This window comes from Pedobacter sp. Leaf176 (assembly GCF_001424305.1).
In the GTDB taxonomy this organism is placed as follows: Bacteria; Bacteroidota; Bacteroidia; order Sphingobacteriales; family Sphingobacteriaceae; genus Pedobacter.
Genome location: NZ_LMPD01000001.1, coordinates 218992 through 243890, shown reverse-complemented (window position 1 = coordinate 243890; position 24899 = coordinate 218992). Strand labels below are relative to the sequence as shown.

Genomic DNA, 24899 nt, shown 5'->3' with positions numbered 1-24899 from the left:
AACCTGCAAAACTCCTCATGCTTTTGACATGTGGATTTTTGCAGGCTGATTTACTATAGTTCGATTGCTTTTTTCTCAATTAAAAACGAAGTGATTAAACCCAGCCCGCCAAAAATACCCAGGCAACCGAAGTAAATCGCCGCTGACTGATCTTCTTCCGCGTGTGTCATGTCCGGACCAAATACGCTTCTAACCGTAAATAATGCGACCAGTAACCCGATACCTAAGCCGACTAATAACAGGCCGAATTTTAAACTCAGGTATGGCCGTGGCGTAGATTTTCCGACACCGGGATCGATACCGCGTTCTATCATTGCCATTTTTTCTTTGTTTGATAAATAGCGTATTCCAAATACCATTGCAAATGCGCCTAAAAAAAGTGAGATTGGAATTAATGCTTCTCCCATGATTGTAATTTTTATTTTGTGTGAATCCTGTTTATTTGTTGAACCGTGTTCTGTGTATTAGGACTACATGGTTTTTAATCAGGTTACACCCATAGATAAAATAATCAGTAAATAATTATTCGATATAAAACTATAGGTATAAACATTTTTACCTTTGCATTATGAACTGGATTATATTAATTATAGCTGGTCTTTTCGAAGTCGGCTTCACCACTTGCTTAAAACTATCTAACAATTTCAGTAATATAAAATGGAGTGTTGGTTTCTTTATATGTATTGCGTTAAGTTTTATACTGCTAAACAAAGCGTCGCAAACTTTGCCAATGGGTACTGCTTATGCGGTTTGGACAGGCATTGGTGCCGTTGGAACCGTTATTATTGGGATTATTTATTTTAACGAACCGGCAACATTCTGGCGAATCTTTTTCATCTGTACGCTGATTGGATCGATTGCAGGTTTAAAATTTTTTGCCGCGCAGTAGCATAATAATCTTTTAACCAAGCCCACGCAAGAAATTACTTTGTTCTTGTGTAGCAACGTGCTCAACGAAAATGTGGATCACCTCAAACTGGCAAAATATACGTTTTTTTGTGGGGCTGAATACTGCGCTTGTTAGTTTTGAAGTCCTAGCCTTAGTTCCTAAACCTGAATCGGAACATACCGTTTCATTGTATAAGGTGATAACAGGACTGTATTTAGCGAAGAAACTATCTATTGTTTAGTTCCAGAGGATTAAATCCTTTTTCTAAATTATCTATTTATTATTTCCGTGTAACCTGATTAGCTATCAGGTAGTCTTAGCTTAAGTATGAAGCAAGAGTTAACGGATTTAGAGCTGATTCAAAATGTATTAACCGGCGAAACCGTGCAATATGCTTTGTTAGTGAAACGCCATCAACGGTTTGTTTTTACACTTGCTTTAAGGTTTGCAAAAAACCGGGAGGATGCAGAAGAAATTGCTCAGGATTGTTTCATAAAAGCTTATAAAGCACTAGGCACTTTTAAACAAACAGCAAAATTTAGCACCTGGCTATACACGATAACGTATACAACAGCCATGAGCTTTTTGCGTAAAAAACGTTTAGATACTTCCTCAATCAGTGATGAAGAAACATACTTGCAACTGGAAAACCATACTTCGGCATTCAACGCCGATATTTATGAACAAAGAAACAGTCATGCCTTTTTGAACTCAGCGATTAAAGAATTACTACCTGATGACGCTGTTATTATCACGCTATTTTACAAGGGTGAACAAAGTTTAGAAGAAATTGGCGAAGCTTTAAACATGGAACCCAATACGATAAAAGTAAAACTGTATCGGGCAAGACAAAGGCTTAAAGAAAAATTACAATATTTGTTAAAAGATGAGGTAAAGGAGTTACTATGAACACAATAGAACAACAACTTTGGGAATATATTGACGGAAATCTAAATGAAGCCCAGCGAAAAAACATCGAAGAAAAAATTAAAATCGATATTTCAGTGAAGCTGCAGTATGAAGAGTTATTAAATCTAAACCTGGCTTTCGGCGAAATGGTACTAGATGAACCATCGATGTCGTTTACCAGAAATGTAATGGCAGAGGTTGGGCTTCAGCCTGCACCAGTTTCATTAAAAACCAAGGTAGACAACCGGATTATTTTCGGCATTGCCGCATTTTTTGTGCTTTCTATTTCGGCAATATTAGGTTACATTCTATATAACACAACATTTAGTATGCCTGATTTCAGCAGGTACTTTGTCAATTTAAATGTAGAAAAGATATTAGGCACGGCATATTTGTACATTTTCCTCGGTGTGGATCTGATTCTAGGATTAATTTTTATCGATTACATTTTAAGAAAAAAAATAAGTCACAAAAATTGATTCAACTCCGCAGACCAATCATTTTCAACAAAATCTTCGGAAATAATTATTCAAGGGTTTTCAAAATTTCCAGTCCCTCGTTCCATTCGCCAAAACCGGAAGCTGCGTTAATGTGTCCGGCTTCGCCGATATTGATAAGCTCACTACCCCATTTCTTCGCAAAGAGTTCAGCCCGTTCTATATTTACCCACTCATCATTATTACTGGCAACTAAAACGGTTCTAAAATCTATCCTTTCTAAAGGTACTTTTTCAAAACCCACTGTATTAAAGTTATACTTTGGCGCTTCAACATCGCTAGGTGCCACTAGCAAAGCGCCTTTGATTTTAATATTTGAAATCTTTGCCCAATTGGCTATCGCAATACATCCTAAACTATGACCAATAAGGACAACCGTTTCGGGATCGTAACCGGAAATGGCCTGGCTAATATTTTCAACCCAATCTGCAGATTTTGGTGCATCCCAATCTTTCTGTTCTATGCGATGAAAGTTAGTCGCCGATTTTTCGAAATAAGTTTGCCAATGGTTCCCAACTGAATTTCCAAGTCCCGGAACGATAAAATAATGAGTCATAAAGTTGGCTTAAACAAGAAAATTAAAAATAAAAAAGGCCGCCATCGCAAGAAAGCAGCCCTCTTTGTAAATATGATAGTTAATTAAATTACTTTCACATTAACGGCATTTAAGCCTTTTTTACCGTTAGCAACTTCGTACTGTACTTTGTCGTTTTCACGGATTTCGTCGATAAGACCTGTTGAATGAACAAAAATTTCGCTATCACCGTTTGCGGGGATGATAAAGCCAAAACCTTTAGTTACATTGAAGAATTTTACTGTGCCTTCTTGCATTGTATTAAATATTAAAATTAAGTCTGCAAGGTAAGTTTTAATTTTTAAAATCAAAATAAATTTTAACATTTTTTTAACGTTAAAATTTTGTAAATAGCAGATTACTAAGGCTTTTTAATTGACTTACCGATAACCATCAGTGTAATTCTGCTGTTATGTGGAATGCCAAGGCTGGTTCCGGGCAACACGTTAAACAGGTTTCGAATGTAAATATCGGCCACAGCCTGCATGTTTTTTTTCTTTGATTCTACATTCTCCGGTAGAACGCCAAAAACGTCTTTTACATGTATGCCGCCCTGAAAATCTATTATTGCGGAAATTTGATAGGCAAAATCCTTGTAAGCCCTGTCGATAACGATTTTATACTGCGGAAACATATAATCGTAAGCTGTTGTCCTGCCTTCGAGTTTGTTCGCTGTAATCAATTTTTCTACCGTAACAATTTTACTCTTTGGAATAAACTGAACCGGCTCGGTTGCCGCAAAAGCACTATCACTATTCAGGTTTACAACATTTGCCCTTTTGGTAATAAAAGCGGTATCTGCCTGAGTAGGCCTTTGCAATTTTTCGGCAGTCGTTTTTAATTTATTTTTAATGTAACTCTGGGCATAGAATGTCATGTTCACATCCGAACGGAAATCGGCTAATACATTTTTTCCATTTACCTGTACCCGTTGTAAAATTAAACTGTCTTTGCTCATTTCCTTCACCTTAAACCATTCTTCAGCAAAATTATACATATTACCATGATCATATTGAAGGTAGAATTTCTGCATAATTTTCTTCTGAGGGCTCCAGGCCATCATGGTATCTTCTTTTGCAACTTCAATAATCCAGGATGGTTTCTGCATAAAACCATCTTGGTTAAAAGAAAGGCCGTTCTTAAATCTTCGTTTTACTTCCTGATAACGGATTCCTTTTACAGATTCCCATGTATAATCCCGTAATTTTGGGTTGGTTTTTTTTGAAGCGAAGTCGCAGGATGAACACAACAAAATAATATAAAACAGGAAGCACAAATTTTTAATCATATTCATATAACGCGACCGGCGCAAATTTCGACTAAAATAATTTATTTTTTCTTAATCAGAATGACGTTAGCTACTTTCCTTTGACCTTCATGATCCCATTTCTTATTATCGGTAGGGTAATTAACTACACCATTATTGGGATAACCATTAACCCAAAGGGTGGTAGAACCACCTCCGTCAAAATTAATAGCATCCACACAGCCTAACCAGCGCATAATTTTTGTCAGCTCAAATAAACTCATACCCGCCGAATTCTCATTCCGGCCATCAACCGTAAGTAAAATTACGCGTCCGTTCGGCTTTATGCCCAAACAAGTTCTGGGATGTCGCAAACGGTTAAAAGCACCTGTATCTAATGCTTCATTTATGCCATTTAATGCCAGCAGAGGCCCATTTAATAATACGTCTTTTTCAATCAGATTCTTTTCCCAATCTGTACTTCCATCCCATTTCTTTAAAGCGATTTTTCCATCTTCTATAACAACCGCTGACCGCTGGTGAAAAGCGCGGTTTCTGTTTTTTTCGAGTCGGTTCGAGTTGATTATTTTCCCATCAACCCGAACAAAATCAACTGAGCCGCCATTTTTTACGTCAAAAAAATTGCCGTTAATCCCTGCTAAGGCGGTGGCTTTTGTTCCGAAATCACTTGTTGTAATTAATTCTTTCTCTTCTGCTTCAATGGCAAAAATTGCCTTACGCCCGTTGTTTTTTACTTCCAGAAAAGAGATGTGCTCATTAGCGTCAAACAGATTTTTCCCGTTAAAATGATATTTAAAAAGTTTTACCTGCCTGGCTATTTTACTTTTTATCCAATGGGTTTTAACAAAGGTTAATGAATCTTTATCCTGCGCAAATGCGCTTGATGTTAATATAAAAATCAGGAATAAAATTGCCGTACTTTTAAGCATATGAATGAACTTTACAGGCAAATTTAAAGTCTGCCAAATTGTTTGTCGACTTGTAACCTGAAAATTACCTCTGCACTTCAAATTCTTCGCTCTAGGTGAACAACTTTAAAAAAAGTTTTGTTGTTCCGATAAATTTCAAGGATTACACTTTTGTTTGCGCCTGATTTGAAGAGCTCAGAAAGCTCATTAAGCGAATAGATATCCATCGGTTTGAAATTAACGCCAATTATTTCATCATCCGGACAAAGGCCTGATTTCTCTGCTGGTGAATTTTCATCAATTTCCCCTATCAAAAATCTTTTATAATTCTTTTGGTCTAAATATACAACCATACCGATCATGTCATGTTCGAAAGGTGTTTTATAATTACTATTTGGCCGGAAATACATAAAGCCATCCTGATAATTAAACTGGATATTAAATTTTCTTAATAAGTCAGCCCCTATATTTCCATTACGGGTTTTTAAATCTATTTTCTCTGAGATGACATGATAATCAGGAAACCCGGAAATTACATCCTTAAAATTGAATTCACCTATCGATAATTCTTTAATTCGGCCTAAATAACCTTTAATCTGTCCACTTAAACTCATCCCCAGGTTCGCTTTAATTTTAGAATATGGAAGGGGAAACATTTCACCGTTAAACATTTCCATTGACAAGGCATGGCTCGCACCGGTATCCATTAATAACTTCGCTTTAATTTTCCCACTGTTTGGCGCATCAAGCTCTGCATAAATATAGGGTTTAAGGTTTTCGATTACGATTGGGATTTTACTTCCTTTATATTTAATTCTGGAATCATGATCGCTAAATATAATTCTATTTTCGCTATAGCGGATATCAACGACAAAACTGTTGAAGAAATTGAAGCCTACTAATCCGTAGATTTTTATTCCCAGATGGCCGGAAAGATTGAATAAATCTTCTTTTAAAATTGCTGTAGGGATGTGTACACCTTCTGCCCTGCCTATCCTGGCCTTAATGTTTTGAGAAATAAAGGCTTCAACGGTTTCCAGCCCCAAACCGGAAACTTTAATTTTTCTCATTTTAGTAAAATTCAGAGAATCAATAATTGATGGCTCTGTAATGATCAGCGGACCAACACCGGTATCCAAAACAAATTCGTAGGGCCCTTTTTCATTGATATAAATTGGGATGATTATTAGATTCTTAATCGACTTGAAATGGATCGATTGTTTTCTTTGATTATTGGGAAAACGGAAATCCTGAGCAAAAGAAAAAAAGGGAAACTGCAAAATCATGCCAGCGCAAATAATCAATTTGCGAAACAGGACACCCATTTCAAACTTATATTTGGTTAACATTTTATTAAATTTAATAATTTAGTTTCGTAATATTCACATAACTTTAAAAGATGATTCATCACCACATTACCAAATTTTACTTTCTGCTGCTTTTCTTATCGATTTGGTTATTCTCCGCCTGTTCTGTTGATAAAATGATGGCGAAGAAGGTTTCTAATGAGTTTACAAAATCTGAGGTAATTAAGCAATATATGGTAGGCTTTGCTTTATACAATCCCGAAGCTGACAAGATGGTATACCAGCAAAATGCAGATAAGCTTTTTACCCCAGCTTCGAATACAAAACTATATACCTTTTACGCCGCTTTAAAAATGATTCCTGAAAAAATGCCGGCCTTAAGGTATATAGAACGGGGTGATTCTTTAATTTTCTGGGGTACAGGCGACCCGGCCTTTCTTCAATCTGAACTGAAAGATAAATCGGCTTATAATTTTCTTTCATCAACCGATAAAAAGTTATTTTACGCAAATGGAAGGTATATTGGAGACTTTTTTGGTGCCGGATGGTCCTGGGATGATTATAATGACTACTACCAGGCAGAAATTAATGAATTGCCAATGCTCGATAACACTATTTGGGTAAAAGGAAAACCGGCTGGTGGCTTTTCAGTCATACCAAAAAGTTTCTCTTCTTGTTTTTTTGCTGACAGTACCAATAAAACCGGCGAATTTTTTGTAAAGCGAAAATTTAACGCAAACGAGTTTGAATACAACGTTGTTCCTGCGAAAGCCAATTACACCCAGCAAATTCCTTTTAAATTAAATGCAACAACAACGCTCAATTTACTTGCCGATACATTGCATAAATCTGTTAAGCTTATTAACATGAAAATGCCAGCTGATGCGAAAACTTTATACGGTGCAAATCGTGATTCTGTTTTAAAAGCAATGCTTTTACCAAGCGATAATTTTATCGCCGAACAGTTATTGCTGGTTTGTGGCGACAAACTCAGCGACACTTTAAATACGGCAAAAACAATCCAATACGTTTTAAAAAATTATTTAGCTGAACTACCGCAGAAACCTCGATGGGTTGATGGTTCAGGCCTTTCGAGAATGAACTTATTCTCTCCAATTGATATGATCAGCCTGTTAAATTTAATTTACAGGCAGGTAAATAATCCATCAAAATTATTTGACATGTTGCCGGCCGGAGGTAAAACAGGAACACTTAAAAATGCTTATCCAAAAACAGATAAACCATTTGTCTTCGGAAAAACAGGTTCACTTACCGGCGTCCATAACCAAAGTGGCTACATAGTAACAAAAAAAGGCAAAACATACGTTTATGCTTTTATGAATAACAATTTTGTTAGTCCAACCGCAGCTGTTAGAAATGAGATGGTAAGAATTATGACCTATATTCACGATAATTTTTAAGTTTATGATAAGGATCAGTTTAATTTCAATCTCGTTTTTTGCTTTATTTTTGTTTTCAGCAACTGCACAGAAGAAAATTGTCTTTAATTCTAAAAACTTACACCAGGCAGATACCACCTGGATTTTCATGCCAAAAAATTTAACAGAAAAAGACAAGGTTCCTGCTATATTTTTGCTCCATGGGTTTGGAGGAAATTATAAACAGTGGAACACTATTATGGATGCGCAAAAATATGCTGATGAATACCACTGCATCATCATTTGCCCCGATGGCCTGGTAAAATCCTGGTATATAAATAGTCCCGCAAAAACGGATTGGCAATATGAAACCTTTTTCTTCGATGAACTTTTACCAAAAATTGAAAAGGATTATCCAATAGATGGTGCAAATTTATTTATAACCGGTTTGAGCATGGGCGGACATGGTGCTTTATGGTTGTTTTTAAAACATCCTGAAAAATTCAGAAGTGCTGGTAGTACTAGTGGAGGAGTAAACCTTCGAGACGCCATTGGCAAATTCGGTGTTCCTGAACTTTTGGGTAACCCGGATAAAGACAGCGATATCTGGTTGAAATACTCTGTAATTAAAAATATTGATAAGCTTGCCGGCAGCAAGAAAGAAATAATTTTCGATTGTGGCGCTGGTGATTTTTTTTACCAATCGAACAATGCATTGAAAGAGAAATGCGACAGTTTGAAAATCAATGCCACTTACATCTCCCAGCCTGGAAATCATAATTCTGATTATTGGAAAAAATCCATCAGGCAACAATTTGAGTTTTTCAGCAAACGGTTTTCCAAATAAAAGAAATGCATTCTGAGTTTAAATCGATAGCAAAGCCATTTTCAAATATCTTAAATATTGGTGGGATAGACTATCTGTATTTTGGTGGAACAGCTTATCTGGGGATTCCACAAAATCCTGAATTTATAGAATTATTTACCGAGGGTATTAAAAAATACGGCTTAAACAACGGCACAAGCCGGACGAACAACGTCCAGTTAGGCATTTATGATGATGCTGAAAAGGTTGCTGCACATCGCTTCAAAGCTGAAGACGCGCTAATTACCTCAAGCGGGTATCTGGCTGCGCAACTTACCGTAAAGGGCTTATCCGGCTTTGGAAAAGTAATTTATGCGCCTTCATGTCATCCGGCGCTTTGGTTAGACGACCAGGTTCCAAACAGAAAACCATTTTCAGAATGGAAAGTGGAAACTTTAGCTTTAATCAATAATGCAAAGGAACAAAACTGGGTTTTAATAAGTAATTCTATGAATAACCTTTTTCCTGAGATTTACGATTTCGGTTTTCTGGAGGAAATTCATCATGATAAAAAAGTCATCCTTATTGTTGACGATTCTCATGGAATTGGTATAAATAATGGCGGCTTGGGCAGTTTCGTCGCGCTCCCGAAGAAAGACAATATAGACTGCGTCATTGTAGCATCGATGGCAAAGGCGCTGGGTTTAGACGCAGGCCTGGTTTTAGGATCGAGTAAGATTATTCAGCAACTTAAACGAACAAATACTTTTATCGGCGCTTCGCCACCAGCCGCCGCCGGACTTTACACATTTATTAAAGGGGAACATATCTATAAAGAAGCATGGGATAAGTTACAAGAAAATATTGATTTGCTCAGCTCAAAACTTAGCCTTGTTTGGAATTTTGAAATTGGTTTTCCTGTATTTTTTTTAAATAATCCTGAGCTGGCAAGTAGGCTCTTGCCGAATAAAATTTTAATTTCTTCTTTCCCTTATCCCGATGCAAACAGTGAGCTTATAAACCGAGTTGTTTTGAGCAGCTGGCATAGCCCTCCAGAAATTGACTATTTAGCTTCTTGTCTAGAGAATTGTGAAAGTAGTTAATCTATTAATGTTAACAACAGTAAATTTAACGCCATTGGAGTACAATTTCTTCAAGCCAATATTTTTTTCAATATTTATAGACTTAATATATCTCCACGATGAAAAAAGTTTTAATCTTTTTAGCTTTTACTTTCTTATTTTTCCAAATTGGAAGAGCGCAAACCACCGAAATCTGGGTTGTCCGTCATGCTGAAAAAGAAAGATCAGATCCTCAGGAAAAAAATCCTGACTTATCGGAGGAAGGAAAAGTTAGAGCCGGGGATTTAGCCAGGTATCTAAAAAAAGAAAATATCGACGTTGCTTTCAGTACACCCTACAAGAGAACACATCAAACTTTGGATTCATTAGTGATTCCAAAAGTTATCAACTATAACGACATTAAATCTTTAGTAGATACGGTAAAAACAAGTTACTTGGGCAAGAAAATTATTATTGCCGGCCATTCAAACACTGTATTAGAAATTATAGAGGCTTTCGGCGGCAAACGGCCACGGGAAGAATTAACAGACGACGATTACGATTTCATCTTTCATTTAAGCGTTAAAGGCGATAAAGCCAGAGTTAAAATGGATCAATATGGGGTACCACACCACTTATAATCTACTGATATAAGTCAGTAGTCATGCTGAACTCATTCAGCATCTTTTTATAATTAGGCTTTAAATTTTTTATAGTTTCCCGAAAGGAATATCCATCAAAGCATAATCCTGCCATCCTTGAAAGTCGTAATGCCACCATTCGTTTTCAAGTACATTTAACTTGTATTTTCTCATGATGGCAATAAAAAAATCGCGGTTCTTTTTTACTTCTGGCGGAACATTAGGGTAATTAGCAGCAGCAGCAGCCGAGAAACTATCGTATGGCGTTGGCATTGCAATTTCCTTTCCCGTTTTCAAATCGATAATCGTTAAATCAACAGCACAGCCCCTGTTGTGTTTAGAACCTTGGTTGGGATTGGCAACAAAATTCTTATCGCTGGCTTTTTTGTAAAATGCCACCGTTATGGCATAAGGCCTGTAACCGTCAAAAATCTTCAAACCTAAACCTTTCTTGTTTAATTCAGCTTGTACTTTCTTCAGCGATTCTACTACCGGTTTACGAGCAAAAGCCCTTGCCTGCTTGTACATTACCTGTTTCATAAAGTTGTTTTTTGTCGCGTAGCGGATATCTAACTTTATGGTCGGAATTGCTTTTTTTATTTCTACTAACTGGTTATTTGGATTTGCTTTCACCGAAGCCTGGTATTCGGCATAAGAATTTATTATGAAAAGTTTTTTAGGCGCTTCAGGTTTTGTCTGTGCGAATGCAGAAAAGGAAATAAGGAAAAAAAGGACGTTTAATTTCATATTAGTATAAAGTAGCTAGAATCAAGTATCAAGATTTGATACATTCCTAGTGTCTAGTTTGCATTTCACTTTTACATCCTTATTGATTCGAAACTACCAAAAGCTCTAAATCTTTGAAAGGCAAATTAAACATATCTGCAAGGTCTTTATTAGTTACATTACCCTGGTAAATATACAAAGCTTCGCGAATGCCAGGGTTATTCCAAACCATATTCATTAACCCTCCAAACTCACCGATATCGAGTAATATTGGCGCAAAAATATTGGTTAAAGCATATGAGGCAGTTCGCGGAACCCTTGATGCAATGTTTGGAACACAGTAATGAATCACATCATATTTTCTGAAAACGGGGTTTGTGTGGTTAGTAACTTCGGAAGTTTCGAAACAGCCCCCCTGATCGATACTTACATCAATTACTACTGAATGCGGTTTCATCCGGGCAACGGTTTCTTCCATAACGATACATGGGCTTCGCCCGTGACTTGCACGAATTGCCCCAATCACCACATCACAGGTCACAATGGCTTTATTTAAAACGATTGGCTGCATAACCGAGGTAAAGACCCGGCTATTTCCCAAGTTATTCTGAAGTCTTCTGAGCCGGTAAATCGAGCTGTCGAAAACTTTCACTTCTGCACCTAAAGCTAAAGCAGTCCTTGCAGCGTATTCGCCAACAGTACCTGCACCAAGTATTACAATCTCTGTAGGTGGAACACCGGTAAATCCACCAAGCATTAAACCTTTTCCGCCGGTTACATTGCTCAGATATTCAGCTGCAATTAAAATTGATGTTGAACCCACAATTTCACTCATCGCCCGCACTACGCTCAATACATTTCCCTCATCACGAAGGTGCTCAAAACACAGTGCGTTGATCTTTTTCTGCATCAGCGCTTTAAGGTATTCCTGCTTTAAAGTGCCTGTTTGAAGGGAAGAAATTAAGGTTTGCCCCTTATGCATCATCGCTATTTCCTCCAGCATTGGTGGCGCAATTTTTACCAAAATGTCGCAGTCAAAAACTTCTTTTTTGTCATAAGCGATTTTGGCACCTTGTTCTGCATACTCAGAATCAGAAAAATTAGCCGCTATGCCTGCCCCGCTTTCTAAAATCACGCGGTGACCATTATTTACAAGTAAGGCTACTGATAGTGGCGTTAAGGCAATTCTATTCTCCTGAAATGAGATCTCCTTAGGAATACCTATGTTAAGATTATTTTTTTTGTTTTTTGTTTCCAGCGTCGCCTCTTGCGTTTGCAACAAGCCTTGGCGAGCTATATCGGCCATTCCTTCGCGTAATCCTGTAGCCATGATGTTATGAAATGTTTTGGGTTTAAGGTTGATGAAGGTACGGAAAATCTGTTAAAATACTGATAACAAATTACATCCGAAATTCAGTTTTTGGTCAATTTAAAACTCCTGCCGCTTTCACTTAAAATCGATATTTCGACCTTTATATAGTGCTCCGGCAGCAATTCTTCTATTCTTTCAGGCCATTCTATTAAGCAAATGCCGCCACCATAAAAATATTCTTCATAACCTAAATCATAAGCTTCCTGTATGTTTTTTATGCGGTAAAAGTCGAAATGATAAACGGTGTCATTTTCGCCCACATATTCGTTTACAATAGAATAAGTTGGGCTCGAAACTGAATCTTCAACACCCAGAACCTTGCAAAATGTTTTTATAAATGTTGTTTTTCCGGCACCCATTTCTCCGTCAAAAAGAAAAATTCTTTCCCCACCTGCAAATGCCAAAAGTTTATTTGCCACATCTGGTAACTCGGTTAAACCATTAATTTGAATCTCCATTGCTGTTAAAAGATAAAAGGCAAAAGTAATACATTATTCGCATCGCCTTTGCCTTATTACTCCCCTTTAGGGATTGGGGGTTATCTAGGTGAATAAGTTACAACCGGAATAATCATTTCCTCCAATGAAATTCCACCATGCTGAAAAGTTTCATTATAATAATTTACAAACTGGTTGTAATTGTTCGGGTAAACAAAATAACTGTCTTCCCTGGCAAAAATATAACTGCTACTGATGTTTATTTTTGGTAGTAAGGCATCATGCGGGTTTTTAATCGCAAAAACCTCTTTCGCATTGAAGTTCAGATTTCTTCCTTGTTTATAGCGAAGATTGGTATTCGTACTTCTATCTCCAATTACTTTTACAGGTTTTTTAACGCGAATGGTTCCATGATCGGTCGTAATGATAACTTTCACCTGTTTTTGTGCTATTTTCTTCAACAAATCCCAAAGTGGCGAATGTTCAAACCAGGATAGGGTAAGTGAGCGATAAGCAGCATCGTCGTTTGCCAGCTCCCGGATCATTTGCATATCCGTGCGCGCATGGCTCAACATATCAACAAAGTTGAAAACAATCGCATTGAAATCATTTTTTAACAAGTTATTGGTTTGCTCCACCAGTTCTTTTCCTTGTTCAAATGTTAATATTTTGTTATAACTAAATTTACACTCCTTGCGCAGATTACGCTTTATATTGTCCGCAAGAAAAGCTTCTTCATGCATGTTTTTCCCACCTTCGTCATCATCATTTTGCCACAAACCAGGAAAACGCTTTTCCATATCCAAAGGCATCAAGCCAGAAAATATGGCATTCCGGGCATATTGAGTTGCCGTTGGCAAAATACTGGTGTACATATCTTCCTCATCAATTCTGAAGTATTCAGAGATCAAAGGATTAATGATTTTCCATTGATCATAACGCAAATTGTCTATTAAAATAAAAAATACCGGTGTGTTATCATTAATATGTGGAAAGGCTTTTCTCTTCAATAACTCATTTGAAAGCAATGGCGCATTGTCCTTATCTTTAATCCAATCGAGGTAATGCTCTTCGATAAATTTTGAAAACTGCGTGTTGGCTTCCTGCTTTTGCATCGTTAAAATCTCATGCATCTGCGGGTCGTCCAGCTTCTCTAATTCAAGTTCCCAGAAAACGATTTTTTTATAAACATCCACCCACTCTTCATAACTGAGGCGATCGCCCAATGTCATACCTAACCTTCTGAAATCCTGCTGATACGCCATAGACGTCTTTTCACTCACCAGCAGTTTTTTATCAATTAGTTTTTTAATCGTAAGCAACACCTGTTTTGGATTAACCGGCTTAATCAGATAATCATCAATCTTACTTCCGATAGCATCTTCCATAAGATTCTCCTCCTCACTTTTTGTAATTAATACAACTGGTACATCAGGATTGAGGTTTTTAATAGCGGAAAGGGTCTCTATCCCACTCATTCCCGGCATATTTTCATCCAGAAAGACCAAATCATAATTTGATTTTCCAAATGCTTCAAGTGCATCGTTACCATTTGTAAATGTAGTTACATTGTAACCTTTATCGTTAAGTAGTAATATATGAGGTTTAAGCAAGTCGATTTCATCATCGGCCCACAATATTTTTGTTTCTTGCATGTTTTTGTAAATGGATATGGATTGCCTTATATTTTGGCTTATAATCAAACTACAAATAAAAATAGCAATTTTTGTACCGCATCTTTGTATTTAACTATTTTTAACGATTGAATAAGAAAAAAATAATAAATGATCCCGTTTATGGATTCATAAGCATTCCTTCAGAATTGGTTTATGATGTAATTTCACATCCCTATTTTCAGCGTTTAAGGTACATCAAACAACTCGGGATGACACATCTGGTTTATCCCGGCGCATTACATACCCGTTTCCATCACGCATTAGGTGCTATGCATTTAATGTACCTGGCAATCGGGCTATTGAGAAGCAAAGGCCATGTAATTACCGAAGGGGAAGAAGAATCTGCAATACTGGCTATTTTACTGCACGATATCGGCCATGGACCTTTTTCGCATGCACTTGAACATTCTTTAGTTACCGGCATCAGGCATGAAGACATTTCGGCAAAGCTGATGCAGGAGCTTAACCAGCATTTCGATGGGAAGCTAAGCCATGCAATAGAGATTTTTAATGGTACCTACCACAAAAAATTCTTGCACCAGCTAATTTCCGGACAGCTTGATTTGGATCGAATGGATTATCTGAACCGCGACAGTTTTTTTACTGGTGTTAGCGAGGGTGTAATAAGTTTTGACCGGATTATAAAAATGTTTAATGTTTCCGAAGATGATTTGGTTGTCGAAGAAAAGGGAATTTATTCAGTTGAAAAGTTTCTCATCGCCCGTAGATTGATGTATTGGCAGGTATATTTACACAAAACGGTCGTTTCCGGGGAAATGATTTTAGTTAAATTATTGGAAAGGGCAAAAGAACTGTCTGCTGCAGGCGAAACATTATTTGCTGCGCCTTCACTAAGCTATTTTCTCAAAAACGACATAAATGAAAGCATTTTCTTCAGTCAGCATCAAAATCTAGCACATTTTACCAATCTTGATGATCAGGATATTTATGCAGCAGTCAAAGTCTGGGTACAACATCCTGATCAAATTCTATCCACTTTATGCAAAATGCTAACAACCAGAAACTTATATAAAGTTGAAATAGGCAACGAAATGGCCGGGCATGATAGAATTCAATATTTGCAAAATTCGGCAGTAGACCTGTTGAAAATTAAACCTGAAGAAGCCAGGTATTTTGTTTTTACAGATTCGATCCAAAACAGGGCTTATAATGCAGGGGTCGGAAATATCAAAATTTTAATGAAAAATAACGATATTGTAGATATTGCTAAAGCTTCGGATTTATCAAATTTAGAATCGCTGCAAAAAACTGTAGAAAAATACATTCTATGTTACCCTCGCGGGATTTAGGCTTATTTAACAAAATATTTAACTTTTAGGACCGTTTTAAGTCTTATTATTGTGTAAAATATACACGATTTAACCCTGATAGGTTTTTTTGTTCATATCAATTTAACATTTACCTTTGTACGATGCAATTTACTGCCAAGCAGATAAGCGAGTTTTTAAATGGTTCCATTGATGGCAACCCCGATGTAGCTGTAACAGAACTCTCGAAAATAGAAGATGGTAAAGAAGGTTCTTTGTCTTTTCTTTCCAATCCTAAGTATGAAAATTTTATCTATTCTACACAGGCATCCGTTGTTATCGTCTCTAAAGATTTTAACCCCACACAACAATATACAAGCACACTCATCCGTGTCGAAAACCCTTATAGTTCTTTCACAATTTTATTGGATAAATATAATGAAGCAGTCAATGCACAGGCATCGCAATCTGGCATAGATAAGCTGGCTTTTGTACATCCAACAGCAAAAGTTGGTCAAGGTGTTTTTATTGGTGCTTTTGCATATGTTGCAGAGCATGTGGAAATTGCTTCAGGAACTAAAATTAACCCTCAGGTTTATGTAGGTGCTAACTCTAAAATCGGCGAAAACTGTAATTTTTTTCCTGGTGTTAAGATTTACCACAATTCTGCCATTGGCGATAGGGTTACCATACACTCGAACACAGTAATTGGTAGCGATGGTTTTGGTTTTGCGCCACAAAAAGATGGAACATACAATAAAATACCGCAAATAGGTAACGTTATAATTGAAAGTGATGTCGAAATCGGTGCCAATACAACGATTGACAGGGCTACGATGGGCTCAACAATCATTAAAAAAGGCGCCAAAATAGATAACTTAATTCAGGTGGCGCATAATGCTGAGATTGGGGAAAATACCGTTTTAGCTGCCCAATCAGGAATATCAGGCAGTACTAAAGTAGGTCCCAACAGCGTTATTGGCGGTCAGGTGGGTATTGCCGGCCATTTAACATTAGCAAAAGGAACACAAATTGGTGCGCAGGCAGGTATCAATTTCAACATAACAGAAGAAAATAAACAGTGGCACGGAAGTCCGGCACAACCACTAAGAAACTGGATGCGCGCTTCGGTTATATTTAAACATCTACCAGATGTAGAAAAGCGAATCAACGCTTTAGAAGAAACGCTAAAAAAACTAACAGCAGAACAGCAACAGAATACAATACAAAATGAACGTTAGACAAAAGACGATTAAAAAAGAAATATCAGCATCCGGAGTTGGCTTACACACCGGTGCCAATGTTAATTTAACTTTTTGCCCGGCACCGGAAAATCATGGCTTCAAATTCCAGCGTATTGATTTAGATGGAAAACCGATTATTGACGCTGATGCCGATAATGTTACAGACACATCCCGTGGTACTACAATTACACAAAACGGTGCAAGTGTTAGTACCATTGAGCACGTTATGGCATCTTTGGTTGGAATGGATTTAGACAATATTTTAATACAACTCGACGGACCGGAAACACCAATTATGGATGGTAGTTCGATACAGTTTGTTGATTTGTTAGAGGAGGCTGGAACTGTTGAGCAAAATGCAGACCGGGAATATTTTACAATACCCCATAACATCACCTATACGGAAACAGACAGGAAAGTTGAAATCGTAGCGATGCCTTTAGATGATTATCGCTTTACCTGTATGATTGATTATAATTCCCCTGTGCTGGGTAGCCAGCATGCCGGGATCAATACCATCGCGGAATTTAAGAAAGAAATCGCTTCTTGCCGCACTTTTTGCTTCTTACATGAATTAGAATATCAGTTACAACACAATCTTATTAAAGGCGGAGACTTAAACAATGCCATTGTGATTGTTGACAAAGAAGTAACTAAAGATGAATTAAGCCACTTAGCCAAACTTTTCAACCGTAAAGATATTGATGTAGCTCCTCAAGGGATTTTAAATAACATGGAGTTACGCTATCAAAATGAGCCTGCACGCCACAAATTATTGGATATGATAGGTGATTTGGCTTTAGTTGGTATGCACTTAAAAGGCCATATCATGGCTGCTCGTCCAGGACATGCCGCTAACGTTGCGTTTGCAAAGAAAATCAAGGCGGCCATTAAAAAAGAAAAAAACAAGAAAATACAGAAGGTGTACGATCCTAGCGCTAAGCCATTATACGACGTTGTTCAGATTATGGACATTTTGCCTCATCGTCAGCCATTTTTATTTGTAGATAAAATTTTAGAACTTTCTAAAAACCACGTTGTAGGCGTTAAAAACGTAACAATGAACGAAGAATTTTTCAAAGGCCATTTCCCTGGCGCACCAGTTTTTCCAGGTGTAATCCAGATTGAGGCAATGGCCCAGGTTGGCGGTATCCTGGTATTAAGTACGGTTCCGGATCCCAGAAATTACCTGACCTATTTCTTAAAAATAGACAATGTACGCTTCAGGGCGCAGGTACTTCCCGGCGATACCATTGTTTTTCGTTGCGATTTGCTGGAACCCATCAGAAGGGGTATCGCTCAGATGAAAGGCGTAGGTATGGTAGGAGAAAAAATCGTTGTGGAAGCTGAAATGATGGCCCAAATATCTAAAATTAAACAAACAGAACCTGCCCAATAATGATACAACCGTTAGCATATATACATCCTCAGGCAAAAATTGCCGAAAATGTCGTAATTGAGCCTTTTGTGGTGATACATAAAGATGTCGTTATTGGGGAAGGAACCTGGATTGGCTCCAACGTTACGATAATGGACGGTGCCAGAATCGGTAAAAACTGTCGTATTTTTCCCGGTGCAGTGATTTCAGGCGAACCTCAGGACTTAAAATTTGCAGGAGAAGTAACAACCGCCGAAATTGGCGATAATACCACAATCCGTGAATGTGTAACGATTAATCGCGGTACGAAAGATAAATGGAAAACCGTAATTGGCAGCAATTGCTTAATTCAGGCCTATTCCCACATCGCCCATGACTGTGAAGTTGGTAATAATTGTATTTTCTCAAACAGCACAACTTTAGCCGGACACATTACCATCGGAAATAATGTCGTTTTAGCCGGCCTGGTTGCCATTCATCAATTCGTTAAAGTAGGTTCTTATGCTTTTGTAACAGGCGGTTCACTGGTTCGTAAAGATGTTCCTCCTTATGTAAAGGCTGCACGTGAGCCATTGTCCTATGCTGGAATTAACTCCGTCGGTTTACGCAGGAGGGGATTCACCAATGAACAGATTGATGAGATTCAGGAAATTTACAGGGTACTTTTCGTAAAACACAATAACGTAACTAAAGCGTTGGATATAATTGAAGCCGAATTTAAACCAACCGAGATTCGTGATGAGATCGTAGACTTTATTCGCAACTCTAATCGTGGTGTGATGAAAGGTTTTGGAATGGGCAGTTAAATAAGTCTAAAGCAAAAAGACCAAAGCTTAAAGCAAATATTAATGGGTAATTTAACGCTAATCCGAACGAATTCAGATAATGCTGACTTTAGATCATTAGTGACTTTACTCGATAAAGATTTGGCCATTAGAGACGGTGATGATCATACTTTTTATGCTCAATTCAATAAGGTTGATGCCATTAAAGAAGTTGTTGTTGCTTACCAAAATGAACTCCCTGTAGGTTGTGGAGCAATAAAACCATTCTCTGAAAACGCTGCGGAAATTAAACGCATGTTTGTTCATCCTGATTACAGAAAGCAAGGCATTGCCGCTAAGATATTGACTGAACTGGAAAATTGGGCTGCAGAACTAGGTTTTAAGGAATGTGTTTTAGAAACAGGTAAGAAACAACCTGAAGCAATTGCTTTATACCAAAAAGTCGGATACAAGATTATACCAAACTACGGACAGTACATCGGTGTAAATAATAGCGTTTGCATGGCTAAACCGCTACCCAAGTCTTGATACCTGATACCCAAATCTTGATACTCTAAAAATGACGATAACTTTAAACAATGTTGGACGAAGATTTAATAAAGAATGGATTTTCAGAAACCTAAGCACCGAGTTTACTTCAGGCAATAGCTACGCCATTTTGGGTCCGAATGGCTCAGGAAAATCTACTTTATTAAGTGTTTTAACGGGAAGCTTAACGCCATCAGAAGGGCAGATTTCATTTTCAGAAAATAAAGATATTCCAGTGGAGGATATTTATAAGCACATCAGTTTAGCTGCTCCATATTTAGAATTGGTAGAAACTTTCACTTTGAAAGAGCTTATTGATTTCCACTTTAAGTTTAAGGATTTTTCCGCTGGATTAAATGCTAAATCACTGGTTTCCATACTTGGTCTGGAAAAATCTGCTAACAAAGAAATTAAGTACTTTTCATCAGGAATGAAGCAAAGAACCAAACTTGCTTTGGCCTGCTGTTCCAACTCACCAATTTTATTTTTAGATGAACCTACCAGTAATTTAGACGTTCAAGGAGTCGATTGGTATCGAGAGTTGATCGAAAATTATACAAAAAATCGGTTAACTATAATAGGATCCAACCAAATTCAGGAATACGAATTTTGCCGAAAACACATACAAATAGCTGATTTTAAGTAGGTTATCGTCTAAATATTACTAAACCACCCTTCGTGATTTGTCATGTATTTGTACAATATATTTTTATTTCAAAATTTTTTTGGAGATTTAAAAATTGTTCTTACCTTTGCACCACCAAAAAGAGATGTAGAAATTATAATATCCTTTTACGAAATGATGGTATTCCCCGTTTAACGGAATCAAGATATAAGGCTTTAAATAGCAAAAGATTTTTTTCATAGTTTAGTTTTAGGTTTAGGTTGATTATGCCTTTGGAGTGGTTCCCAAAGGCATTTCTTTTATACATTGATTTTATTCTAGATGGCCATGTGAATAATAGCATTCTTTCAAAGCCTTTTAGCGAAACCCTGCGCAAGGATTACCTCCATGACGGCCGTAATGGATTAATCCAGATTTTGCTTTTCAAATCAAAAATCCTTTATTTAACTTTGAGGCTCAAAAAAATTATAATGGCAAAGGCATCAGAAGTAAAAGGCGGAAATGTACTTCGTTTTAACGGAGAATTGGTAAGTGTAGAAGAATACATCCATCGTACGCCAGGCAATCTAAGAGCATTTTATCAGGCCCGTATGCGCAATGTTAAAACCGGTAAAATTGTTGAATATCGATTCCGTACAGATGAAGAGGTAACCATTTGCCGTGTAGAAACCAACGATTATCAATATTTATACGAAGATGGCGACTATTTGGTGGTTATGGACAACAATACCTTTGAGCAGTATAACATCCCGAAATTGCTATTCGGAAGTTCAATTAAATTCTTAAAAGAGGGCATGAACGTTACCATCGCTTTTGAAAGTGATGAGCCGATTGTTGCGCAATTGCCAAACAGTGTAGAACTCGAAATTACATATACTGAACCTGCCGTTAAAGGCGACACCTCAACCAGTGCCCAAAAATATGCTACCGTAGAAACGGGTGCAGAAATCAGGGTACCATTATTCATAAACCAGGGTGATAAGGTTAAGGTTGATACCAAATCCGGCGACTATATGGAGCGTGTTAAGTAGACTATAACACCTTCCATCCTAAACGTTAAGCCCTAAACCTTTATAGGTTTTTATTAAAATAATTTTACCTTTGCGGTCACAAAAATCAGTAATATAAAATCCAGACAGGATAACATCATATGGCAAAAGCATCAGAAATTAAAACAGGTAACATCCTGCGTGTAAACAACGAGTTGGTTACAGTTGATGAATGGAATCACCGTACACCAGGCAAAGGCGGCGCTTTTTACACTGGTAAATTTCGTAACATTAAATCGGGCAGAATTGTAGAAGCCCGCATGAATACCGATGAAGCGGTTGAAATTTGCCGCGTTGAAACCAACGATTATCAATATCTTTATGAAGACGGCGATTACCTGGTGGTAATGGATAATAACACTTATGAGCAATATAATGTTGAGAAATCATTATTTGGTTCCGCTATCAAGTTTTTAAAAGAAGGTATGAATGTAATTGTTTCAATGGAAAGCGACGAAGCAATTATGGGCCAGTTGCCAAACTTTGCCGAATTCGAAATTACCTATTCTGAACCAGCTGTAAAAGGCGATACTTCTACAAATGCTTTAAAAGCAGCAACACTTGAAAACGGTGTTGAGGTTAAAGTTCCAATGTTCGTAAACCAGGGCGATAAAATTAAAGTTGATACACGTACAGGTGAATATGTTGAACGTGTAAAATAATTTACAAATTAGCCGAAGAGCCCTTGGATTTGTTTTCAAGGGCTTTTTTTTTACAAACCTTGTATGTTTCCCCGCGTTTTATTTGTCTAAATGTAATATGTTAAAATCCGAAATCAGAATACAAGCTTTAAAAGACAGATTAGCGATAAGCCAATCAGAATATGAATCGCTAAACAACGGCTTATTCAATCAATTTATTTCTCTGGATTTCAGCAATTTAAAAACGCTGCACATCTTTTTACCTATTGAAGAAAAGAAAGAACCGAATACTTTTCTCCTAATTGAATGGCTGGCCAAAAATCATCCGGAAATTAAGATTATTGTTCCTAAGGCTGATTTTGAAACCGCTTTAATGACCAATCATGAATATTTAGGCGCAGATGACTTACATAAAAATCTCTACAATATTTTAGAACCTCAGAAAGGAATTGTTCATGATGGTGAAATTGATATGGTTTTAGTTCCTCTACTTGCTTTTGATAAGCAAGGTCACAGAGTAGGTTATGGAAAAGGATTTTATGACCGTTTTCTTGAAAAGATAAATGCTCAAAAAATAGGCTTATCTTTGTCACATGCAATCGATAAAATCGATGATGTGAACAAACACGACATCCGTTTGGATTTTTGCCTTACACCAACAGAAATTATTAAATTTTAAGTTTATCATGCATCAGGAAATCATTATCAAAACTGAAAAGCAATACGAAGACAATATGATTGCGGTATTCGAATTGCAAGAAAAGGAAGAGCTTACAGACGATGATTTAAAGCAAATAGAGCTGATGTTGAAGGCCGGCGAGAAATACGAGGCAGAGCATTTGTAGTTTCGTTTGTTTATGCTTTTACAGATGGCTGCAGTAAAAGCAGCGATTATCTGGTAACAAGACCACCATCATCCATATACATATTATATACCTCAGTCAATTTCCAGCAAAACCGGACAATGATCAGAGTGAATGGCATCTGGTAAAATCCTAACGATTTTCAGTCGGTTTTCCAACTGCTTTGTCGCCATGTGATAATCGATTCGCCAACCCAGGTTTTTCCCTCTCGACCCTGCGCGGTAACTCCACCAGGTGTAATGATGCGGGCCTTTATTAAAGTGGCGGAACGTATCGATGAAACCATTATCCAAAAATAGCTGCATCCATTCCCTTTCCTCTGGCAAAAACCCGGATGAGTTCGCATTCGATTTTGGATTGTGGATGTCAATCGAGGTGTGACAGATATTAAAATCGCCGCTGACAATTAAGTTTGGGATCTCTTGACGCAATTTGCCAATATAGTCATCGAAGAACTGCATGAACTCGTATTTCTTTACCTGTCGCTCGTCGCCGCTCGAGCCCGATGGCATATACAAACTCATCAACGAGAAATCATCAAAATCCGCTCTTAAAATTCTACCCTCTCTATCGATCCAATCTTTACCACAACCATATTCTACATGATTGGGTTTAACTCGGGTTAATATAGCCACTCCGCTATAACCTTTTTTCTCTGCCGGAAACCAATAATGGTGGTAACCGAGCTGTTCTATCAAAGCAATGATTTCGGGGATTTGTATTGGCAAGGCTTTCACTTCTTGCAGGCAAACCATATCGGCGTCAGTCGCCTGGAGCCATCCGAAGAAGTTTTTGGTACTTGCTGCACGAATTCCATTAACATTATAGGAGATAATTCTCATTACGGTTTCATTAACATTTTTTCTTTCAAAGAATCCTGCGCGAGCTGTTTTTCCAACTTTTTCGCCGCTCTTCTTTTCAAAATCGTGATGTCCATTTTAACATCCTGTTTGGGACGATTATTTTTATCAGTTAACACGGCAGCTATCTTATCAACGATATCCAACCCAACAACGATTTCACCATAAACCGTATAATTTCTATCTAAATGAGGCGTTCCGCCAATGGTCTTATAAACCTGTCTTTGCCACTCCGGAATTTTAAATTTCAGCCGTTTTTCCTCTAAAGAATTTAATTGCTCATCGGTAAAAACCTTTCCTTGTACTAAGTAAAACTGACTTCCACTTGATGCCTTTAGTGGATTCACCACGTCGCCTTCCCTCGCTGCCGCCAACACCCCTTTCTTGTGAAATAGACTATCTCTAAATTCTGCGGGAACAGTATACTTTGGACCGCCCTCACCAAGTAAGGAATCAGGTTTGGCGTTTTTCGAATCCGGATCACCACCCTGAATCATAAAATCTTTTATCACCCTATGAAACAATGTTCCATTATAATAACCCTCTTTACTGAGCTTTAAAAAGTTGTCGCGATGGAGCGGTGTTTCGTTGTATAATTTTACGATGCATTCTCCAAACGATGTTTTAATGAGGACATATTGATTTTTCGGCTTCACAGCAAAAGCAGAAAGCATAGAGAAAGTGCAGATAAATAAAAATAGCTTCTTCATTCAGATCGGGTTTAAGGCTAAATTAGTGTAAAAAATGAAATTCGATAAATAAAGGGGTTTATTATTCGGATTTTTTTATCTTATCTTTGTGATAATGAAGTTAAAACAAAAAATAGCACTTTCTTTGGCCTTATTTTATATGGTTAGTGTTATGGGTTTGGCTTTAAGCTTGCATTTTTGTGGTGGTAAACTCGAGAATGTAAAACTCTTTAGCAATGAGGTTTCTTGTAAATTTTGCGTGGATATTCCTGCTGAAAAGATTAAGGACGATGGCTGTTGCAAAAACACGCAGGTTACGGTAAAGGTTAAAGATAGTCACCAAACCGCAGCTAAAGTCGAGATGCCAAAGTTGTTTTCTATTCAGCTTTTTCTACATCCTCCGGTTCTAGAATTTATCAGCAACATTACTCCTGCTTTTTCCCGCAAAATTAGCAACAAAGCACCTCCACTTTCTTCGCGGGTTGCCTTACATGTTTTCAATTGCATTTTTAGGAATTAGA

Annotated in this window: 30 protein-coding genes; 18 read left to right on the top strand and 12 right to left on the bottom strand. The window is 37.4% G+C overall.

Features of this window, described 5'->3' with window-relative positions:
• Positions 1–53: 53 nt before the first annotated feature.
• Positions 54–407, bottom strand: coding sequence for a DUF6249 domain-containing protein (locus tag ASF92_RS01095; protein WP_056086588.1), 354 nt, complete (start codon positions 405–407; stop codon positions 54–56).
• 161 nt (positions 408–568) lie between these two features.
• Here ASF92_RS01095 and ASF92_RS01090 point away from each other — a divergent pair, with 161 nt between their 5' ends.
• From ASF92_RS01090 to ASF92_RS01080, 3 genes are all read left to right on the top strand, one after another.
• Complete coding sequence (locus ASF92_RS01090; RefSeq protein WP_056086586.1) at positions 569–889, top strand: multidrug efflux SMR transporter; 321 nt, start codon at positions 569–571, stop codon at positions 887–889.
• Between the two features lie 327 nt (positions 890–1216).
• The gene (locus ASF92_RS01085) at positions 1217–1798 is read left to right on the top strand and encodes an RNA polymerase sigma factor (RefSeq protein ID WP_056086583.1); all 582 of its coding nucleotides are present in this window, start codon (positions 1217–1219) and stop codon (positions 1796–1798) included.
• On the top strand, positions 1795–2277 hold the full coding sequence (locus ASF92_RS01080; protein WP_056086579.1) for a hypothetical protein: 483 nt from the start codon (positions 1795–1797) through the stop codon (positions 2275–2277). The genes ASF92_RS01085 and ASF92_RS01080 overlap by 4 nt, the downstream gene beginning before the upstream one ends.
• Before the next feature lie 46 nt (positions 2278–2323).
• Here ASF92_RS01080 and ASF92_RS01075 read toward each other — a convergent pair whose 3' ends face one another.
• The 5 genes from ASF92_RS01075 to ASF92_RS01055 all read right to left on the bottom strand — a co-directional run bounded on the left by ASF92_RS01075 (position 2324) and on the right by ASF92_RS01055 (position 6393).
• On the bottom strand, positions 2324–2851 hold the full coding sequence (locus ASF92_RS01075; protein ID WP_056086575.1) for an alpha/beta hydrolase: 528 nt from the start codon (positions 2849–2851) through the stop codon (positions 2324–2326).
• 83 nt (positions 2852–2934) lie between these two features.
• Positions 2935–3126, bottom strand: a complete 192-nt coding sequence (locus ASF92_RS01070) for a cold-shock protein (RefSeq protein ID WP_010599196.1) — start codon at positions 3124–3126, stop codon at positions 2935–2937.
• A gap of 104 nt (positions 3127–3230) precedes the next feature.
• Positions 3231–3977, bottom strand: coding sequence for a hypothetical protein (locus ASF92_RS01065; protein ID WP_231729716.1), 747 nt, complete (start codon positions 3975–3977; stop codon positions 3231–3233).
• A 221-nt stretch (positions 3978–4198) separates the two neighbouring features.
• Positions 4199–5065, bottom strand: coding sequence for a phosphodiester glycosidase family protein (locus ASF92_RS01060; RefSeq protein ID WP_056086569.1), 867 nt, complete (start codon positions 5063–5065; stop codon positions 4199–4201).
• 77 nt (positions 5066–5142) lie between these two features.
• Positions 5143–6393, bottom strand: coding sequence for a PDZ domain-containing protein (locus tag ASF92_RS01055; protein ID WP_056086566.1), 1251 nt, complete (start codon positions 6391–6393; stop codon positions 5143–5145).
• Between the two features lie 50 nt (positions 6394–6443).
• On the opposite strand from ASF92_RS01055, the gene ASF92_RS01050 reads away from it, so the two are divergent.
• From ASF92_RS01050 to ASF92_RS01035, 4 genes are all read left to right on the top strand, one after another.
• Positions 6444–7772 (top strand): D-alanyl-D-alanine carboxypeptidase/D-alanyl-D-alanine-endopeptidase, encoded by a 1329-nt coding sequence (locus ASF92_RS01050; protein WP_056086563.1) that lies wholly within the window; start codon positions 6444–6446, stop codon positions 7770–7772.
• A 4-nt stretch (positions 7773–7776) separates the two neighbouring features.
• On the top strand, positions 7777–8577 hold the full coding sequence (locus tag ASF92_RS01045; RefSeq protein WP_056086560.1) for an alpha/beta hydrolase family protein: 801 nt from the start codon (positions 7777–7779) through the stop codon (positions 8575–8577).
• 5 nt (positions 8578–8582) lie between these two features.
• Positions 8583–9638: an aminotransferase class I/II-fold pyridoxal phosphate-dependent enzyme gene (locus ASF92_RS01040; protein ID WP_056086557.1), complete on the top strand. Its 1056-nt coding sequence runs from the start codon at positions 8583–8585 to the stop codon at positions 9636–9638.
• A 98-nt stretch (positions 9639–9736) separates the two neighbouring features.
• On the top strand, positions 9737–10237 hold the full coding sequence (locus ASF92_RS01035; RefSeq protein ID WP_056086553.1) for a phosphoglycerate mutase family protein: 501 nt from the start codon (positions 9737–9739) through the stop codon (positions 10235–10237).
• Between the two features lie 69 nt (positions 10238–10306).
• Here ASF92_RS01035 and ASF92_RS01030 read toward each other — a convergent pair whose 3' ends face one another.
• From ASF92_RS01030 to ASF92_RS01015, 4 genes are all read right to left on the bottom strand, one after another.
• Positions 10307–10984 (bottom strand): M15 family metallopeptidase, encoded by a 678-nt coding sequence (locus ASF92_RS01030; RefSeq protein WP_056086550.1) that lies wholly within the window; start codon positions 10982–10984, stop codon positions 10307–10309.
• 79 nt (positions 10985–11063) lie between these two features.
• Positions 11064–12293 (bottom strand): alanine dehydrogenase, encoded by a 1230-nt coding sequence (locus ASF92_RS01025; protein WP_056086547.1) that lies wholly within the window; start codon positions 12291–12293, stop codon positions 11064–11066.
• A gap of 83 nt (positions 12294–12376) precedes the next feature.
• Positions 12377–12793, bottom strand: a complete 417-nt coding sequence (gene tsaE / locus ASF92_RS01020) for a tRNA (adenosine(37)-N6)-threonylcarbamoyltransferase complex ATPase subunit type 1 TsaE (protein ID WP_056086544.1) — start codon at positions 12791–12793, stop codon at positions 12377–12379.
• Positions 12794–12873: 80 nt separating this feature from the next.
• Positions 12874–14427 carry a PglZ domain-containing protein gene (locus ASF92_RS01015; RefSeq protein ID WP_056086541.1) on the bottom strand — a complete coding sequence of 518 codons (1554 nt, stop codon included), beginning with the start codon at positions 14425–14427 and terminating at the stop codon, positions 12874–12876.
• 107 nt (positions 14428–14534) lie between these two features.
• Here ASF92_RS01015 and ASF92_RS01010 point away from each other — a divergent pair, with 107 nt between their 5' ends.
• The 10 genes from ASF92_RS01010 (at position 14535) to ASF92_RS20910 (ending at position 22811) form a co-directional block, all read left to right on the top strand.
• Complete coding sequence (locus ASF92_RS01010) at positions 14535–15758, top strand: HD domain-containing protein (RefSeq protein WP_056086538.1); 1224 nt, start codon at positions 14535–14537, stop codon at positions 15756–15758.
• 122 nt (positions 15759–15880) lie between these two features.
• Positions 15881–16957: a UDP-3-O-(3-hydroxymyristoyl)glucosamine N-acyltransferase gene (gene lpxD / locus ASF92_RS01005; RefSeq protein ID WP_056086535.1), complete on the top strand. Its 1077-nt coding sequence runs from the start codon at positions 15881–15883 to the stop codon at positions 16955–16957.
• Complete coding sequence (locus tag ASF92_RS01000) at positions 16947–18359, top strand: bifunctional UDP-3-O-[3-hydroxymyristoyl] N-acetylglucosamine deacetylase/3-hydroxyacyl-ACP dehydratase (RefSeq protein WP_056086532.1); 1413 nt, start codon at positions 16947–16949, stop codon at positions 18357–18359. The genes lpxD and ASF92_RS01000 overlap by 11 nt, the downstream gene beginning before the upstream one ends.
• Positions 18359–19144 carry an acyl-ACP--UDP-N-acetylglucosamine O-acyltransferase gene (gene lpxA, locus ASF92_RS00995; RefSeq protein ID WP_056086529.1) on the top strand — a complete coding sequence of 262 codons (786 nt, stop codon included), beginning with the start codon at positions 18359–18361 and terminating at the stop codon, positions 19142–19144. The genes ASF92_RS01000 and lpxA overlap by 1 nt, the downstream gene beginning before the upstream one ends.
• A 42-nt stretch (positions 19145–19186) precedes the next feature.
• Positions 19187–19651, top strand: a complete 465-nt coding sequence (locus tag ASF92_RS00990) for a GNAT family N-acetyltransferase (RefSeq protein ID WP_056086524.1) — start codon at positions 19187–19189, stop codon at positions 19649–19651.
• A 31-nt stretch (positions 19652–19682) separates the two neighbouring features.
• Complete coding sequence (locus ASF92_RS00985; RefSeq protein ID WP_056086520.1) at positions 19683–20297, top strand: ABC transporter ATP-binding protein; 615 nt, start codon at positions 19683–19685, stop codon at positions 20295–20297.
• Between the two features lie 449 nt (positions 20298–20746).
• Positions 20747–21307, top strand: a complete 561-nt coding sequence (efp, locus tag ASF92_RS00980) for an elongation factor P (RefSeq protein WP_056089037.1) — start codon at positions 20747–20749, stop codon at positions 21305–21307.
• 119 nt (positions 21308–21426) lie between these two features.
• On the top strand, positions 21427–21987 hold the full coding sequence (efp, locus tag ASF92_RS00975) for an elongation factor P (RefSeq protein ID WP_056086515.1): 561 nt from the start codon (positions 21427–21429) through the stop codon (positions 21985–21987).
• Between the two features lie 97 nt (positions 21988–22084).
• Positions 22085–22645, top strand: a complete 561-nt coding sequence (locus ASF92_RS00970; RefSeq protein WP_056086511.1) for a 5-formyltetrahydrofolate cyclo-ligase — start codon at positions 22085–22087, stop codon at positions 22643–22645.
• A 7-nt stretch (positions 22646–22652) separates the two neighbouring features.
• A complete protein-coding gene (locus ASF92_RS20910) occupies positions 22653–22811 on the top strand; it encodes a hypothetical protein (protein ID WP_157263666.1) in 159 nt (52 codons plus the stop codon).
• A 92-nt stretch (positions 22812–22903) separates the two neighbouring features.
• On the opposite strand, the gene ASF92_RS00965 is transcribed toward ASF92_RS20910, so the two are convergent.
• Together ASF92_RS00965 and ASF92_RS00960 are read right to left on the bottom strand one after the other, a co-directional pair.
• Complete coding sequence (locus tag ASF92_RS00965; protein WP_056086508.1) at positions 22904–23671, bottom strand: exodeoxyribonuclease III; 768 nt, start codon at positions 23669–23671, stop codon at positions 22904–22906.
• A complete protein-coding gene (locus ASF92_RS00960) occupies positions 23671–24399 on the bottom strand; it encodes a peptidylprolyl isomerase (RefSeq protein WP_056086507.1) in 729 nt (242 codons plus the stop codon). Before ASF92_RS00960 ends, ASF92_RS00965 begins: the two co-directional genes overlap by 1 nt.
• A 94-nt stretch (positions 24400–24493) precedes the next feature.
• On the opposite strand from ASF92_RS00960, the gene ASF92_RS00955 reads away from it, so the two are divergent.
• Positions 24494–24898 (top strand): hypothetical protein, encoded by a 405-nt coding sequence (locus ASF92_RS00955; RefSeq protein ID WP_056086504.1) that lies wholly within the window; start codon positions 24494–24496, stop codon positions 24896–24898.
• The last annotated feature ends 1 nt before the right edge of the window (position 24899 follow it).